This is a genomic window from Bradyrhizobium prioriisuperbiae, from assembly GCF_032397745.1.
GTDB lineage: Bacteria > Pseudomonadota > Alphaproteobacteria > Rhizobiales > Xanthobacteraceae > Bradyrhizobium_A > Bradyrhizobium_A prioriisuperbiae.
The window spans coordinates 2,931,167-2,947,294 of sequence record NZ_CP135921.1; the positions used below are offsets into that span (position 1 = coordinate 2,931,167).

At 63.3% G+C, this 16,128-nt stretch carries 16 protein-coding genes; 4 read left to right on the top strand and 12 right to left on the bottom strand.

The window, feature by feature from the left end:
- Positions 1–107: 107 nt before the first annotated feature.
- The 4 genes from RS897_RS13800 (at position 108) to RS897_RS13815 (ending at position 5,112) form a co-directional block, all read left to right on the top strand.
- Positions 108–2,198 carry a DEAD/DEAH box helicase gene (locus RS897_RS13800; protein WP_315837088.1) on the top strand — a complete coding sequence of 697 codons (2,091 nt, stop codon included), beginning with the start codon at positions 108–110 and terminating at the stop codon, positions 2,196–2,198.
- Between the two features lie 89 nt (positions 2,199–2,287).
- Positions 2,288–2,845: a GbsR/MarR family transcriptional regulator gene (locus RS897_RS13805; RefSeq protein WP_315837089.1), complete on the top strand. Its 558-nt coding sequence runs from the start codon at positions 2,288–2,290 to the stop codon at positions 2,843–2,845.
- A gap of 66 nt (positions 2,846–2,911) precedes the next feature.
- The gene (locus RS897_RS13810; protein WP_315837090.1) at positions 2,912–3,982 is read left to right on the top strand and encodes a dienelactone hydrolase family protein; all 1,071 of its coding nucleotides are present in this window, start codon (positions 2,912–2,914) and stop codon (positions 3,980–3,982) included.
- A gap of 86 nt (positions 3,983–4,068) precedes the next feature.
- Positions 4,069–5,112 carry a S1C family serine protease gene (locus RS897_RS13815; protein ID WP_315837091.1) on the top strand — a complete coding sequence of 348 codons (1,044 nt, stop codon included), beginning with the start codon at positions 4,069–4,071 and terminating at the stop codon, positions 5,110–5,112.
- A gap of 240 nt (positions 5,113–5,352) precedes the next feature.
- On the opposite strand, the gene dhaK is transcribed toward RS897_RS13815, so the two are convergent.
- From dhaK to RS897_RS13875, 12 genes are all read right to left on the bottom strand, one after another.
- Positions 5,353–6,330 (bottom strand): dihydroxyacetone kinase subunit DhaK, encoded by a 978-nt coding sequence (dhaK, locus tag RS897_RS13820; RefSeq protein WP_315837092.1) that lies wholly within the window; start codon positions 6,328–6,330, stop codon positions 5,353–5,355.
- A 57-nt stretch (positions 6,331–6,387) separates the two neighbouring features.
- On the bottom strand, positions 6,388–6,804 hold the full coding sequence (locus RS897_RS13825; RefSeq protein WP_315837093.1) for a hypothetical protein: 417 nt from the start codon (positions 6,802–6,804) through the stop codon (positions 6,388–6,390).
- A complete protein-coding gene (gene ptsP / locus RS897_RS13830) occupies positions 6,801–8,411 on the bottom strand; it encodes a phosphoenolpyruvate--protein phosphotransferase (RefSeq protein WP_315837094.1) in 1,611 nt (536 codons plus the stop codon). Before ptsP ends, RS897_RS13825 begins: the two co-directional genes overlap by 4 nt.
- The gene (locus RS897_RS13835) at positions 8,395–8,733 is read right to left on the bottom strand and encodes an HPr family phosphocarrier protein (protein WP_315837095.1); all 339 of its coding nucleotides are present in this window, start codon (positions 8,731–8,733) and stop codon (positions 8,395–8,397) included. The genes ptsP and RS897_RS13835 overlap by 17 nt, the downstream gene beginning before the upstream one ends.
- 7 nt (positions 8,734–8,740) lie before the next feature.
- Positions 8,741–9,157 (bottom strand): dihydroxyacetone kinase phosphoryl donor subunit DhaM, encoded by a 417-nt coding sequence (dhaM, locus tag RS897_RS13840; protein WP_315837096.1) that lies wholly within the window; start codon positions 9,155–9,157, stop codon positions 8,741–8,743.
- The gene (gene dhaL, locus RS897_RS13845) at positions 9,154–9,774 is read right to left on the bottom strand and encodes a dihydroxyacetone kinase subunit DhaL (RefSeq protein WP_315837097.1); all 621 of its coding nucleotides are present in this window, start codon (positions 9,772–9,774) and stop codon (positions 9,154–9,156) included. Before dhaL ends, dhaM begins: the two co-directional genes overlap by 4 nt.
- Positions 9,774–10,796: an ABC transporter ATP-binding protein gene (locus RS897_RS13850; RefSeq protein WP_315837098.1), complete on the bottom strand. Its 1,023-nt coding sequence runs from the start codon at positions 10,794–10,796 to the stop codon at positions 9,774–9,776. Before RS897_RS13850 ends, dhaL begins: the two co-directional genes overlap by 1 nt.
- Entirely contained in the window at positions 10,789–11,886 is a 1,098-nt protein-coding gene (locus RS897_RS13855; RefSeq protein WP_315837099.1) for an ABC transporter ATP-binding protein, read from the bottom strand. Before RS897_RS13855 ends, RS897_RS13850 begins: the two co-directional genes overlap by 8 nt.
- A gap of 3 nt (positions 11,887–11,889) precedes the next feature.
- The gene (locus tag RS897_RS13860; RefSeq protein WP_315837100.1) at positions 11,890–12,105 is read right to left on the bottom strand and encodes a hypothetical protein; all 216 of its coding nucleotides are present in this window, start codon (positions 12,103–12,105) and stop codon (positions 11,890–11,892) included.
- Positions 12,102–13,055 carry a carbohydrate ABC transporter permease gene (locus RS897_RS13865; protein ID WP_315837101.1) on the bottom strand — a complete coding sequence of 318 codons (954 nt, stop codon included), beginning with the start codon at positions 13,053–13,055 and terminating at the stop codon, positions 12,102–12,104. Before RS897_RS13865 ends, RS897_RS13860 begins: the two co-directional genes overlap by 4 nt.
- Positions 13,056–13,062: 7 nt before the next feature.
- Positions 13,063–14,025, bottom strand: coding sequence for a carbohydrate ABC transporter permease (locus tag RS897_RS13870; protein ID WP_315837102.1), 963 nt, complete (start codon positions 14,023–14,025; stop codon positions 13,063–13,065).
- 135 nt (positions 14,026–14,160) lie between these two features.
- The gene (locus RS897_RS13875) at positions 14,161–15,486 is read right to left on the bottom strand and encodes an ABC transporter substrate-binding protein (RefSeq protein WP_315837103.1); all 1,326 of its coding nucleotides are present in this window, start codon (positions 15,484–15,486) and stop codon (positions 14,161–14,163) included.
- Between the last annotated feature and the right edge of the window lie 642 nt (positions 15,487–16,128).

Sequence of the window (16,128 nt, forward strand, 5' to 3'; positions counted from 1 at the left end):
GCAGATCCGCCGCGGCCGCCCAACACCATGGGCGCGCGCTTTCGACCCGTTCGGTTCTCGTTTTCACCCGTTTCGGGCGCCATCTGCCAGCCAAGGTCCGACATTCCGTGACATTCCAGCCCACCTATCCGTCGCTCTCCCGAGCCTTGGCGGAGCGCCACTATCATGAAGCCACGCCGGTGCAGACCGCGGTGCTTGCCGACGAAGCCGCCGGTCAGGACCTGCTGGTATCGGCGCAGACCGGCTCCGGCAAAACCGTGGCCTATGGCCTCGCGATCGCCGCCAATCTATTGGGCGATTCCGACCGGTTCGAGCCCAGCACAGCGCCGCTTGCGCTCATCGTCGCGCCGACGCGCGAACTCGCCCTGCAGGTGCATCGCGAGCTGGCGTGGCTGTATCAGCATGCCGGCGCGCGGGTCGTTTCCTGCGTCGGTGGCATGGACCCGCGCAAGGAGCAGCGCGAGCTTGCGGCGGGCGCACACATCGTGGTCGGCACGCCGGGGCGTCTGTGCGATCACTTGCGGCGCAATCGTCTCGACATCTCGGAACTGAAGGTCGTGGTGCTCGACGAAGCCGACGAGATGCTCAACATGGGCTTCCGCGAGGATATGGAATTCATCCTCAAGGAAGCTCCGGAGAGCCGCCGCACGCTGCTATTTTCAGCCACCATCCCGCGCGGCATTGCCGCCCTGGCCAAGCAATATCAGCAGCAGGCTTTCCGCATCGAGGTCGCCGGCACCGAAGGCGGCCATGCCGACATCGAATATCGCGCCATCCGGATTGCGCCACACGATGTCGAGCACGCCATCATCAATGTGCTGCGCTTTTTTGAATCGCCCAGCGCCATCGTGTTCTGCAATACACGGCACGCCGTGCGGCATCTGCAGGGCGCGCTGCTGGAGCGCGGCTTCTCCGTGGTCGCTCTGTCGGGCGAATTGACCCAGAACGAGCGGACCACGGCTCTTCAGGCGTTGCGCGACGGTCATGCGCGGGTCTGCGTGGCGACCGACGTTGCCGCGCGCGGCATCGACCTGCCGAATCTCGGCCTCGTCATCAATGCGGATCTGCCCAATGATCCCGAAGTGATGCAGCATCGCTCCGGCCGCACGGGACGTGCGGGCAAAAAGGGCGTGAGCGTCCTGCTGGTGCCGAACGCACGCAAGCGGCGCGCGGAACTGCTGCTCAGCCAGGCTGGCATTGACGCGGTTTGGGGCACCGCGCCTCAGGCCGAGGACATTCGCAAGCTCGATCAGGAGCGGATGCTGAAGGATACGCTGTTCTCGGAGGAGTCGACCGAGGACGATCTGACTCTGGCGCGCGCGCTGCTTGCCGAGCGTTCGCCGGAAGATATCGCTGCGGCACTGGCGCGGCTGTATCGCTCGCGGCTGCCGTCGCCCGAGGATATCCTCGATCCCGGAGAGCGCAGCGGGCGAACCCGCGACGATCGCGGTCCACGACCGGATCGGGTCGTGCGTGACGATGATCGTGACAGCGGCCCCAAATCGAAAAAGACCAAGGCCCGCATGCGCGAGGGCATGGCTGAGGGCAGTGTGTGGTTCCGCGCCGCCATCGGGCGCCAGAAGAACGCCGAAGCACGCTGGCTGTTGCCGATGATCTGCCGCCGCGGCGGCATCGACAAGAACGACATCGGCGCCATTCGCATTTTCGAGAACAGCACCGAGTTCGAAATTTCAAAGGCGGCCGCGGAGCTGTTCGCGACCAAGATCAAGCGCCCCGACAAGGAAGACAACATCCGCATCGAGGCGTTGCCCGATGGGCCGCAGGGCGATGGAGCGCTCGAACGGCCGGCCGGCAAGCCGCCGCATCGCGCTAAAGAGTACGAGGGCAAAGCCCGCCGTGACGACAAGCCGCGCTCTGAGGACAAGCCACGTTACGAGGATGGGCCGAAACGTCACGGCAAGCCCTTTCAGGACAAGCCTTTCAAAGACAAGCCCTTCAAGGATAAGCCGTTCGGCGACAAGCCTTTCGGCAAGCCGCGTCGCGACGATAAGCCGAGGTTTGACGACAGGCCGGCGTTCGACAAGGACCGGCGGCACGATGCCAAGCCCGCGCATGGCGGCAAGCCTTCCCATGCTGGCAAGGCTTCTCATGCAGACAAGCCTCGGCGCGACGATGCGGCGCCATTCGCAAAGGGCGCCTTCAAGAAGAAGCTGAAGAAGAAAAAGAACCGGGGCTGAGCGGCTCGCCAGATCCGAGTTGAGGGGCGGGCAGATCGCCGTTTTGGACCGCCCTTGACAATCTGTCCGTCACGTCTGATATTTCTGTTATGACAGAAATTACAGGAAGTAGAGAGCTGCCCGCCGCCGTCGAACGCTTCATCCTGCATTGGGGCGACATGGGGGACGAGTGGGGCGTCAACCGCTCGGTCAGCCAGATCCACGGTCTGCTCTATCTGTCCGAAGGCCCGTTGACCGCGGAAGATATCGCCGAGCAGCTGGGGATGGCGCGGTCCAACGTCTCCAATTCGCTCAAGGAATTGCTGAGCTGGAACTTGATCCGGCGGGTTCCGATCATGGGCGACCGGCGCGACCATTTCGAAGCCGAAACCGACATCTGGGAAGTCGCGGCGCGGATTGCCGCGGGGCGCAAGGAACGGGAGATCGATCCGGCAGTCGAGGCGCTGCGCGCCTGCGTTGCGGACGCCGCCAACGATCCGAAGATGAGCCCCGTTGCCAGCAAGCGGCTGAAGGAAATGCTGGTGTTCACCGAAACCGTCGACGGCTGGTTCACCCAGATGCTGACGGTGCCGCGGCCCAAGCTGGTGGCGCTGATGCGGCTCGGCGTGAAGATCGTCGGCTTTCTGCCGTCGGCAAAAGGCAAGTGAGCAGCAAGATTGGCTAGTGTCCCGAATTCGAAGTTCGCATCCCTTGGCACCTAAGCTGGAGGCATCATGGACGACGCCAGACTGGGCGACCTCATGGCGGTGTTGCCGCCTTTGCTGCAGTCGCTTGATGTGCTGCAGTTCATCGCCCGCCATCTGAATCCGCCGGATTTCGATGCGGTGATGCAGGCTGTCGGCACGCCTGAGGAGGCCGTGCGTGCGATCCGGTCGCGCCTGGATGACTGGCCGGGCCGATGGGCAGATGTCAGCAGCCAGTTGAAGATCGTCAGCGATGCCGTGGTGACCGCATTCGAGGCCCTTCGCGCCGCGCCGGATCAGGAGAATGGCCTGATGGCCGTGTTTCGCGCATTGCGCTACCTGCCGCGCGCCGAGGAGGCGCTCTATCAGCTCACGGATCTCGCGCCGATCAGTGGCTTCTTCCTCGATCCCGCGCTACGCGGTGACACCGAGTTGTTGACGCGGCTGGCGCATCCGACGCCGGGGGTGGAGACCGGTGTGCTTCATGCCAGCAACGAGCCCGGTAGCCGTGGCGGCTTCTCGCTCTATGTGCCGGAGTATTACACGCCGGATCGCACCTGGCCGCTGGTGGTGGCGCTGCATGGCGGCAGCGGCAACGGCCGCGCCTTTCTGTGGAGCTGGTTGCGGGATGCGCGCAGCCGCGGCGCGATCCTGGTGGCGCCGACGGCGATCGGTCCGACCTGGGCCCTGATGGGAGACGATCCGGATACGCCAAACCTTGCCCGCATCCTCGCCTTCGTGCGCGAGCGCTGGAATATCGATCCGGCCCGGTTGCTGCTCACAGGCATGAGCGACGGCGGCACCTTCAGCTATGTGACGGGCCTGGAGCCGACCTCCCCCTTCACCCATCTCGCGCCGGTAGCTGCGTCTTTCCATCCACTGATGGCGCAGGTGGCGGATGCGGATCGCATGCGCGGCCTGCCGATCTATCTCATACATGGTGTGCTGGACTGGATGTTTCCAGTGCAGGTGGCGCAGCAAGCGCGTCAGGCACTGGCAGCGGCCGGCGCGAACGTGACCTATCGAGAGATCGACGATCTCAGCCACACTTATCCGCGCGACCAGAATGCGGCGATCCTCGAGTGGCTGATGCGAAGCTGAGTGGCGGGCACACGGCAGGCCTGCGTCAGCAGCAGGCTTGCACGGGTGGGGCGAGATGACCATGTGACGTGGCTGAGGATTTCGCCATGTTGGATTTTACCCAGAACATACCGGACCAGGATCTGCCGGGCTCGAACGCCCCGGATCTCTCCGCCCAAACACCACCGCCGGCTGTCGACGATCACGCGCTGCTCGACGCCTATTCCAATGCCGTGATCGATGTCACCGAGCGAGTCGGCCCCGCCGTGGTGCGGGTTGAAACACGAGCTTCGGCAGACACGCGGGGGCGCGGCGGCATCGGCTCGGGCATCGTGATTTCGCCCGATGGTCTGGTGCTGACCAACAGCCACGTGGTCGGCTCCGCCAAGCAGATCCGCTTGAGCGACAGCGAAGTTATGTCCACCGAAGCGCGGGTGCTTGGTGTCGATCCCGACACCGATCTCGCGCTGCTGCGGGCCGATGGCGCGCGCGACCTGCATTTTGCGTCGCTCGGCAATTCCAAAAACCTGCGCCGCGGCCAGCTGGTGGTCGCGATCGGCAATCCGCTGGGATTCGAATCGACCGTCACCGCCGGTGTGGTGTCGGCGCTGGGCCGCTCGATCCGTTCGGTGAGCGGGCGGACCATCGAGGACGTTATCCAGACCGATGCCGCGCTCAATCCCGGTAATTCGGGCGGACCGCTGGTGTCGTCAGCGGCCGAAGTCATCGGCATCAACACCGCGATCATCAGCGGTGCCCAGGGCATCTGCTTTGCGGTGGCCAGCAACACGGCGCAGTTCGTACTGTCCGAGATCATCCGTCATGGCCATGTGCGACGGGCTTATATCGGCGTCTCCGGACAGACAGTGCCGGTGCCGCGGCGGCACGCTGTGCTGGCTGGCATCACCAACAAGATGGGCGCGCTGCTGATGAACCTGGAGTCGGGCGAGGCGGCATCGCGCGCCGGGCTGTTGTCCGGTGACGTGGTGGTGCGACTGGATGGAATCGACGTCAATGGTGTGGACGACTTGATCCGGATTCTCGACCGCGACCGTATCGGCCGCAAGATCGAGATCGAGGTGCTGCGGCTGGGCCGTTCTAGGGTGTTCGAGATCCAACCGGCGCAGCGGAAAACCGCTGCGGTTAAATAAGAAGGCTCGGTGAGGCCGTCGGCGAAAGCGGCTCACCATACTCAGTGTCGTCCCCCGGCTTTGACCGGGGGACCCAGTAGGCGGTGACGCTCATGGTTAAGCCTGAGAGTTAGATGCGGCGGCCATCGGCTTTGCTGGCGCCGTCCTTTCAGTCACATCAGATCCCGGATACTGGATCGCCCGGTTAAACCCGAGCGATGAGACTGAAAATGTTGAGACGCGTTGGTGCACTAACGCTGCCTACCAGCGCAGCGCTGCCGTATGCACCGGCGCGTCCCAGAGTTTTGCCAGGTCGTCGTCCAGCATCGAGACCGTGATCGAGCAGCCCGCCATCTCCAGCGACGTGACATAGGATCCGACCAGGGAGCGGGCGACGCGGATGCTGCGCTTCTCCAGTTCCTTCCGGGCGGCCTTGAACATCAGATACAGTTCGACCGAGGGCGTGCCGCCAAAGCCGTTTACCAGCAGGATGGCATCGCCGGTCCTGTCCAGATCGTCGACGATCGCGGTGACCATCTCGGCGGCGATGCGGTCGGCCGGCTCTAACTTGACCCGCCGCCGTCCGGGTTCGCCATGGATGCCGACGCCCATTTCCATCTCGTCTTCGGCAAGGGCGAAGGTCGGCTTGCCGGCGGCGGGAACGGTGCAACTCGTGAGTGCAACGCCCATGGAGCGGGTTGCCGCATTGACCCGGTCACCGAGCTCTTTCAACTGTGCCAGCGCCATGCCTTGCTCGGCCGCGGCGCCTACCATCTTCTCTACGATCAGCGTACCGGCGACACCGCGGCGTCCGATGGAAAACGACGACTTCTCGACCGCGACATCGTCGTCGACAATGACGGTCATGGTCTTGGTCTCGGCCATCTCCGCAGCCATGGCGAAGTTCATGACATCGCCCTCGTAGTTCTTGACGATGAACAGCACGCCTGCTCCGGTGTCGACCGCAGCCGCGGCCTCCAGCATCTGGTCGGGCGTGGGTGAGGTAAAGATCTGGCCGGGGCAGGCGGCATCCAGCATGCCGCGCCCGACAAAACCGGCATGCAGCGGCTCGTGCCCGGCGCCGCCGCCGGAAATCAGCGCCGGCTTGCCGGCAGTAAGCTGCCTGCGCCGGACGAATTTTCGTTCCTCGCCCAGTTGAATGATGTCGGCATGGGCGGCTGCGAAGCCATCGAGGCTTTCGGCAAGCACGGACTCGGGGGCGTTGATCAATTTCTTCATGGGTGTCCTCCCGGCATTTTTTGAAAACGCGAATTCTTGAGCGCTGCAATGTAATCGCTACTCGCCCATCAGCTTCGTCAGTCTCTGGATAAACTCTCCCACCAGCTGATCGAGTTCCCGGTTCTTGTCCGCGTCACCGAGGTCAGGCAGATGGATCGTATGCTGCCGCAGCCGCTTGATCTCCCGCAGCGACGGCGCGCGGCGCGGATGGGCTCGCGCATAGCCGTCGAGAAACACACGCCGCTCGTCCGGCGAGAAGTGACAGATCTCGAAAATCGTCTCGATATGCTGGGCGGGAATCGGCGTCGCGTAGGCCGGATTGGTGATCTGGCTGATGAAGGAGCGGTTCTTGCCGAGCGCCTGCGCCAGCCGGCCGCGGGTGCCGGACGGACGATTGTCGAGCACGCGTTGCAGGACCTTCTTGTAGTCCGCAACGGCATCGCCGACATCGTTCTCGACGATCGCTTCTTTCATGCGGAAGGGCCTCCATCGATATCGCGCAACGCCAGCTTGACGCGGCCGACCAGCGGCGGGGCGACCGAGACCGATCGCAACCCCGCCGCGATCAGCACCGGCAAATGGCGGGGGTCACCACCCATGTCGCCGCACAGACTGACGTCGATGTTGAGGGCACGGCCAGTTTTGGCCACGTGGGCGATCATGGCACGCACGGCTGGATGACCGGCATCATTCAGGTCCGCCACGGCCGCGTTGTCGCGTGCGCTGGCGGTGACATACTGCGTCAGGTCATTGGAGCCGATGGAAAAGAAGGCGGCCTCCTTGAAGAGTTCGGGCACGATGGCAACGGCCGGCACCTCGACCATGATGCCGAGCTTTGGCCGTTTGGCGCTGACATTCTCAGCCTGCAGCTGCGCCACCGCTGCATCGAGCAGGGCCGCGGCAGCAGTGATTTCCTCCGGGACCGTGATCATGGGCAGCATGATCCTGAGATCGCCGTGCACGGCCGCGCGTGCCAGGGCGCGGAGCTGAACCCCGAAAATGTCTGGCTTCGCCAGCGAGAGGCGGATGCCGCGCATGCCAAGGAACGGATTGGTTTCGCCATCCTGCGTTAGCCCCGGCACCGGCTTGTCGCCACCGGCATCGATGGTGCGAATGGTGACAGGGCGCCCTGCGGCCCATTGCATGATATGCGCATAGGCGCGGTACTGTGTTTCTTCATCCGGCAGGCCGCCCGGGCGGTCGAACAGGAATTCGGTGCGGACCAATCCGATGCCGTCGCAGATCGCCGGGTCGATGGTATTGAGCTCTTCGGGCTCAGCGACATTGATCAAAACTGCGACCGGCTGACGGTCGCGTGTCATCGCAGCCTGCTTCAGCACCACCGCCTCCTGCGCAACACGGGTGGCGGCTTCGCCGAGCGCGGCGGTGTAGGAGGCGACGTCATCGGCGGCCGGGTCGAGCAGCAGACGGCCGCGTTCGCCATCGACAATGGCTTCGGCGAATGTCGCCGCGGGAATCCGTCCGAGACCGACCGTCATCGGTACTCCGCGGGAGCGCGCCAGCATGGCGACATGGCTGGACGGGCTGCCGTCGGACAATGCGATGGCGCCGCCCTTCGACCAGTCGATCGCGAGAAACCGGCTCGGCGTCAGGTCGCGGCCAATCAGGATTGCCCCCGGTTGGATGTCCTGCTGCGCGCCGGCGCCGAGCAGGTGCGAGAGCACGCGGTCGCGCAGATCCTCGAGATCGCTCGCTCGCGCGCTGAAATAGGAATCGTCGCCGGCACGATAGATCGCGATTTGCTCCGCCACAGTTGCTGACCAGGCCGAGGCCGCGTCAGCGCCGCTATCGATGGATACGAGCGCGGGCTCGCGCAGTGCTTCGTCCTCCAGCATGGCGACCTGGAATTCAAGGATGTCAGCGCCATCCGATGATGCGTCGGCGATCAATGTGGCGAGATCGGCGGTTGCCGTTTCGATCGCCGACTCGAGGGCGATCCGCTCATCGCCGGGCGTACCCGACTGTCGCTGCAGATCGGCGATGTCGACAATGCGATGCACCGGCCCGCGCGCGAGCCCCGGCGCGGCAGCGCGTCCCCGCAATTCAACCGTTGCCGGCATGGGCCTCCGCCTCGTCGAAGTCGCGTTCGACCAGCGCCACCAGCGCGGCAACCGCCTGGTCCGCATCGGGGCCGCTGGCGCGGAAAAACAATGTGCTGCCTTGCGGCGCCTTCGCGGCCATCACCTTGACGATGCTCTTGGCGTCGATCCAAATCTGGCCGCCAGTCTCACCGCTCTCGCCGCCATTAAGGCCGAGTTCGATGGTCGATTGAAATGTCTTGGCGAGCTTGGTGAGCTTCACCGAGGGGCGCGCGTGCAACCCGACCTCGTGGGTCAGCAGGACGCTGCCGGATGCTTCACCATTCACCATGATCGTTCCCATTTCTGTTTCATGCCGGCGACAGCTCTTCCGCCGTCCGCCGCACCACGTCAAGCGATGCCCCGCCGGATGCCTCGGTAGCGGCGATCACCGCACCTTCCACGATCGGTGCATTGCAGACCACGATCTTGCCCTGGCGTTCCGCCGGCTGCATCTCGATGGCCATTTCCGAATTGGTCTCGGCGCCGCCAAGATCGACCAGGATCGCGACACCGGCCTCGGACCAGGCGCGGTCGATGGCGCCAAGGATCGCTTCGACACTGGTGCCCAGCCCGCCGCCGGGATCGCCGCCGCAGAATGCGAGCGGCACCTCCTCGCCGACCATCTGCTGCACCATCTGCGCCGTTCCCTTGGCGACATCGGGTGAGTGCGAGACGATCACGATGCCGACATTGCCGTTGTGTTTGGTCGAAGTAGATTTCGTCATACTGATTTTCCTGCCGCGAGTCTTATCGCGTGTTCTGTGGTCTCTGCGATGGCGGCGACCAGCAATGCGCTGGATCGCGCGCCGGGATCCATGTGGCCGATCGAGCGGTCGCCGAGAAAGGAGGCCCGACCGCGAATGGCCTTCATCGGAATGGTTGCGTCGGCGGCGGTCGCCGCAGCTTTGGCAGGGTCGCCTTCGTGTGAGAGCGCTTCGGCAACCGGCGCAAGCACGTCGAGCAGGGTCTTCTGGCCAACTTCCGATTTGCCGCGGTTCTTCACCGCTTCGATGGCGGCAGTGAGCGCCCGTGCCAGATCGGCGCGGCTTGGATCTTCCGGCAGTTCCTTGCCTAGGGTCATGGCGAGCGTGCCGTAAAGCGGCCCGGAGGCGCCGCCGACTTTCATCACCAGGGTCATGCCGATGGCCTTCAGCGCATCCGGCAGCGACTTGGCGGCGAGGCCGTCGAGGTCGGCCAGCACCGCTTCCAGTCCCCGCTTCATGTTGATGCCGTGGTCGCCGTCGCCGATCGCCTGATCGAGCTCCGTCAACTCCTCAGCATGATCGATCACGCGTTTGGCCGCGGTCTCGATCAGGGCGCGCCGTGTGGTCTGGTCGAGCATCAGGCTCCTCCTCCGATTCGCTGTCCCGCCTGGTCGAAATAAAGCGGATCGACCAGCGACAGCGCAACCGCGTCACCGGCCGCCAGGTCCGTTGCCGGATCGACCAGGGTTGTCAACCGGCGCTCGCCGATCCGGATATGCAAATGGTTCTGGTCGCCGAGGTGTTCGATCCAGTCAACCGAAGCGGTCGCAAGCGTTTTCGACGTCTTCTCGATCCGCAGATGCTCCGTCCGTGCGCCGATGGTCATTGTGCCCGGCGGCGCACTGCCCGCCGGAATCAAGCCTTCGGGAAGCAGATTGATCGCCGGCTGTCCGAGACGCGCGGCGACATAGATATTGGCCGGGCTGCGGTAGATCTCGCGCGGGGTGCCGATCTGGGCCAATTCGCCTGCGCGCATGATGCCGATCCGGCTTGCCAGGGTCATCGCCTCGATCTGGTCGTGGGTAACGTAGAGGATGGTGGCGCCGAGATCGCGCTGGATGTGCTTGAGCTCCAGTTGCAGATCGGCCCGCAGCTTGGCATCGAGTGAGGACAGCGGCTCATCCATCAGATAGATCGACGGCCGCCGCACCAGCGCCCGGCCGATCGCAACCCGTTGCATCTCGCCGCCGGACAGTTGCGTTGCGCGGTTGGTCAGCTTGTGACCGATCCTGAGCATGGTCGCAATCGACGTGACTTGCCGCTTGATCTCGTCTTCCGGCACCCGCCGCGCCGGCGAGCGCAGCGGGAAGGCGAGGTTGTCGTAGACCGAAAGGTGTGGGTAGAGCGAGTATTGCTGGAATACAAAAGTGACGTCGCGGCCGGCCGGCTCCATCGAACTCACGTCGTGGCCGTCGATCGAAATGCGTCCTGCTTCGGCTCGCTCCAACCCCGCGACAAGCCGAAGCGTGGTAGTCTTGCCGGCACCGGTCGGTCCCAGCAGCACGACGAGTTCGCCATTGGCGATCGACAGATCGAGATTCGAGACGGCCGTGGTGGTGCCGAAGCGCTTGGTCACGCCGTTGATGATGACATCAGCCATGGGGCGCTCCCTGGTAGAGGGCGGACGGCAGCGCTTGCCCGGACACCGTATCGAACAGCGACAGCCGTTCCGGCCGGAATGCCAGGCCGACCGTCTCGCCGGGATGCACGATGCGATCCGACGGCAGCCGGGCCTTGATCTGTCCGTGTGCGGTATCGACTGCGATGATCTGGGTGGTGCCGAGATAAGCCGATCCGAATACCGAGCCCCGAAGATTCGAGCGGTCGTCGAACACAATGTGCTCGGGACGTACGCCAAGCGCGAATGGGCCGGGCGCACGATCCGTATGGATCTCCGGAACCGCGATCTCGGCACCGTTCAGGCGTACTGCGCGGTCGCCGCTTCGCAGGCCGCCATGAAAGTTGAGAAAGTTCATTGGCGGAGAGCCGATGAAATCGGCGACGAACATGCTCGCGGGACGGTCGTAGATGTCCTGCGGCTTGCCGAACTGTTCGATGGTGCCGTGGTTCATCACGGCGATCTTGTCGGCCATCGCCATTGCTTCGAGCTGGTCATGGGTGACATAGACCGTGGTCGCATCAATGCGATTGTGAAGCTCGCGCAATTCCCTGACCATCAGGTCGCGAAACTCTGTATCGAGGGTTCCGAGCGGTTCATCCATCAGGAACGCCTTGGGACGGCGCACGATGGCGCGCCCCAGCGCCACCCGTTGCCGATCGCCGCCCGCCAGACCCGAGACGGCGCGGTCCAGCAGATGATCGATCCGCAGCAGCTTGGCCGCTTCCTCGACCCGCTGCCGGATCTCGCCGCGGGCCATGCCCTGGCATTTCAGCGGAAAGCCGATGTTGTTGCGGACATTCATGTGTGGGTAGAGCGCGAACATCTGGAATACGAAGGCGATGTCGCGCGCCGCCGCGCGGTTGAAGGTGACATCCTCGCCGCCGAGCAGGATCTGTCCCGATGTCGGCAGCTCCAGGCCGGCGATCATGCGCAGGGTCGTGGTCTTGCCGCAGCCGGACGGCCCCAGCATGACGAAAAACTCGCCGTCTTCAATGGTGAAGGTCGAGCCCTTCACCGCGGTGAAGGAGCCGAAGGATTTCTGGACGTTGTCGACCCGGATCTCGGCCATGGCTCACTCCGGAAAATGGCTGACAATGGCGAACAATACCGTGCCTGCCAGGATGGTGATGAACGAGTAGGCATAGGCCATCGCCGAGAACGGCTGCATCAGCATCACCACGCCGAGCCCGATCAGGACCGTGGCCAGATTTTCCCAGGGGCCGCGCCGCAGGTGAAGCAGGCGGTGCAGGGTCGATGGTCGTTCGATAATCTCGCTGCGATTGGTCATTTGCGCACTGCTCCGAAAGTGATGCCGCGCAGCAAGTGTTTCCTGAGCAGGATGGTGAAGACGAAGATCGGGATCACGAACAGCGTTGTTGCCGCGGCGACCGCCGGCCAGTCCTGCCCGCCTTCGCCGATAATGAAGGGTATGAAGGGCGGCATGGTCTGGGCGGTGCCGGATGTGAGCAGGACGGCGAAGGCGTATTCATTCCAGGCGAAGATCAGGCAGAAGATCGCGGTGGCGGCGATGCCGGTCGCAGCCTGTGGCAGCACGGCTTTGCGGAAGGCCTGCAGCCGGGTGTAGCCGTCGATCATCGCGGCCTCTTCATACTCCCGCGGGATTTCGTCGATGAAGCCTTTGAGCAGCCAGACGGCCAGAGAGACATTCACCGCGGTGTAGAGCAGGATCATGCCGAGCCGGGTGTCGGAAAGGCCGAGCTCGCGATACATCAGGTAAATCGGAATGGCGACGGCAATCGGCGGCATCATGCGGGTCGACAGGATGAAGAACAGCAGGTCTTCCTTCAGCGGCACGCGGAATCGCGAAAAGCCGTAGGCCGCCAGCGTTCCCAGCACCACCGCGAGAAAAGTCGAGCCGAAGGCGATGATGATCGAGTTGACGAAGCGCGGGATCACGTTGGACGGCCCTGCGATCACCATGTTCCGCGAGCGCACCAGCTTGTCGTACCAGGTGGTCGGCTCCGGCAGCTGCTTGAGCACCTCCGGCGATTGCCGCGTGCGTGTGGTGAACAGGTTCACATAACCCTCGAGCGACGGCGTGAACACGACCTTCGGCGGGTACGAGATCGAATCCGGTGGTGTCTTGAAGCTGGTCAGCACGATCCAGACCAGCGGGATCATGGTGATCACAGCGTAGACAATCACCAGTGCACCGGCGATACGGCGCGACAGGTTGGAGGGCGCAACGACGGAATGGGCCTGGGTCAATCCGCTCATGATGTCCTCAGCGCTGCTTCACGCGGTTCAGGGCCTTCACATAGATGTTGGCGAGCCCGAACACGGTGACGAACAGGATGATGGCAAAGGCCGAGGAGTAGCCGGTGCGCCAGCTCTCGAAGGCCTGCCGTTTCAGGGTGATGGACGCGACTTCGGTGATCGAGCCGGGGCCGCCGCCGGTGAGCAGGTTCACCATGTCGAACATCTTGAAGTTCTCGATGCCGCGGAACAGCACCGCCAGCATGATGAAAGGCAGCGCCATTGGCAGCGTGATCGACCAGACCTGTCGCCAGGGCGAAGCACGGTCGACCTCGGCAGCTTCATAGATGTAGTCGGGGATCGAGCGCAGTCCGGCGAGGCAGATCAGCATCACATACGGCGTCCACATCCAGACATCGACAATGATGATGGCCCACGGGCTGAGGCGAACGCTGCCCAGCATCTGGAACGACGATGGTTCGATCCCGGTCACGAACGAGATCGCGTAATTAAACAGGCCGCTCTGCGGCTGGTAGAGGAAGGTCCAGAAATTCCCGACCACCGCCGGCGACAGCATCATCGGAATCAGGATCACAGTGGTCCACAGCGCGTGTCCGCGAAACTTCTTGTCGATCAGCCAGGCCAGACCGAAACCCAGCACCATCTCGATGCTGATCGTCCAGATCACGAAATGGGCCGTGGTCTGCATCGCGGCCCAGACGTCGGCATCGCCGAGAATGCGCTGGTACCAGTCGAGCCCGACGAACTTCACCTCGGCGTTGGGCCGATTGGCGCGATAGTTCGTAAACGAGAGATAGATCGTCCAGATCAGCGGAAAGATGTTGATGGCCAGCAGCAGCAGAATGGTCGGCCCGATAAACAGCCACGCGATCACCCGGTCGGAGAGGCCGCGGACCGACCGCCCAATGGTGGACGGCGTGGCCGCGGCGACCCGATCGGCAAACACGGTTGGAGCGGTGACTTCGGTCATGGATCCGCGGTCCGGCTGTGACGATTCGAACGTCATGGCTTGAATGTCATGGCGACTTGAACATGGTGATCTCGGCAGGGGCCGCCGCTCCGGGGCGTGGTGGACGCCCCGGAGCGGCGATTGACGTCATGAAGCTTACTTGCCGTCATCCTTGAAGATCTGCGTCCAGTCGGCGACCAGCTTGTCGAGCGCCTCCTTGGCCGTGCCCTGGTCGGCGACGACATAATCGTGGACGCGCTTCTGTTCGGCCTGCAGCAGCTGGGCATAGGATGGCTCGGCCCAGAAGTCCTTGACCATGTCCATCGACTTCAGGAATTCGGCGGCGAACGGCGCGCTTGTCGGGAAGCTCGGATCGTTCAGCACCGACTTGGCGCAGGAATAGCCGCCAAGCGTCCACCACTTCTTCTGCACATCGCCCTTGGCAAACCACTTGATGTAGCGAAGCGCATCGTTCTTGCGGTCCGAATAGGCGACCACCGAAATACCCTGGCCGCCGAGCTGGGTGAACTGATACTTCGCGGCCGGATTGACGAAAAAGCCGATCTTGTCGCCGCCGACATTCGGGTCCTTGTAGAGGCCCGGGAAGAAGGCGAAGAAATTCATCTGCAGCGCGACCTGGCCGGATTTGAAGGCGTCCAGGCCTTCGCTCATATAGCTGTTCGACGCGCCGGGCGGTGTGCAGCACTTGTAGAGCGACTTGTAGAATTCGAGGCCGGCAACGGCTTCGGGCGAGTTGACGAAGCCCTTCATGTCGTACGGCTTCTTCGGGTTCTGATACTCGAAGCCATAATCATAAAGGACGTTCGACACGCCCATGGTGATGCCTTCCGAGCCGCGCTCGGTATAGATCGAGGCGCCGTACACCGTCTTGCCGTCGATGTTGCGGCCCTGGAAGAAGGCCGCGATATCCTTCAGCTCGTCATAGGTCTTGGGAACGGCGAGATCGCGGTTGTACTTCTGCTTGAAGGCGGCCTGGATCTCCGGGCGGCCGAACCAATCCTTGCGATAGGTCCAGCCGACCGCGTCGCCCATGGCCGGCAGCGCCCAATAATTCGGGGTGTTCTTGGGCCACTGCGAGTAACCGACAACCGTCGCCGGCATGAAGTCATCCATCAAGATGCCTTCCTTGGCGAAGAAGTCGTTCAGTTTCACGTAATGGCCGTTTTCCGCCGAGCCTCCGATCCACTGGCTGTCGCCGATGATCAGGTCGCAGAGTTTGCCGTGGGAGTTGAGTTCGTTGAGAAAACGGTCGGCGTAATTCGTCCAAGGGACGAATTCGAATTTCATGTCGATCCCGGTCTCCTTGGTGAAGTCCTTGGAGAGTTCGACCAGGGCGTTGGCGGGATCCCACGCGGCCCAGCACAGCGTGAGCTGTTTTCCCTGGGCGTGGGCAGCGCTGATCGGGGCGCTGGCAACGAAGGCGGTGGTGATGGCTGCTGCGGCGGCGAGCAATGGTCTCATCAGTTCCTCCCTGAAATGCCCGCGCGGCAATGCTGCCTTGAAAGGATGCGGGCAGTTGAAATGAAGACGTTTCGTCCGTCACGCCGGTTTGTTCCAGCGGAATGTTTAGTGATTATGTTTAGTAAAGCGCGTTTTGATAAACATCGCAATTGCTGTTTTTCAGGAAAATATTGTGCGGCGCGGCAATTTTACTAAACTGACGATGGAATGGCAGAAAGCCGCCGTCGTCCGGCGGCACCAGCCCCCGATTGCAAGCCGCTGATGGGATGTCGCTTTTGCGCGCGCAGTGAGGCGGGCCTTCGCTAGGCAGTAGGCGCAGCGAAAGATCTTCGTCAGATAACGTTCGGATGCGGATGCGCCGATGTGTGCCGCGCGATCAGCAGCGACATACGTCGAGCTTCTGGTCGAGTTCCTTGTCCAGCTGTCCCTGCAGGGCATCGAATGCATGCAGCCGCTGCTGCTCGGTCCTGTCCGCGCCGGACTGGTCGCGAAATCATTCGCGCGAGGCTGCAGATGACCGACAGGGGCGGGGAGTACAGTCGAGGGGATCAGTTGATCGGCCTGCGCGACGTTGGTCACGGACAACAGCGAGCCGGCAACAATCGCGGCTGCAATTGCAGCGACAAGGCCATGTGAAGACGT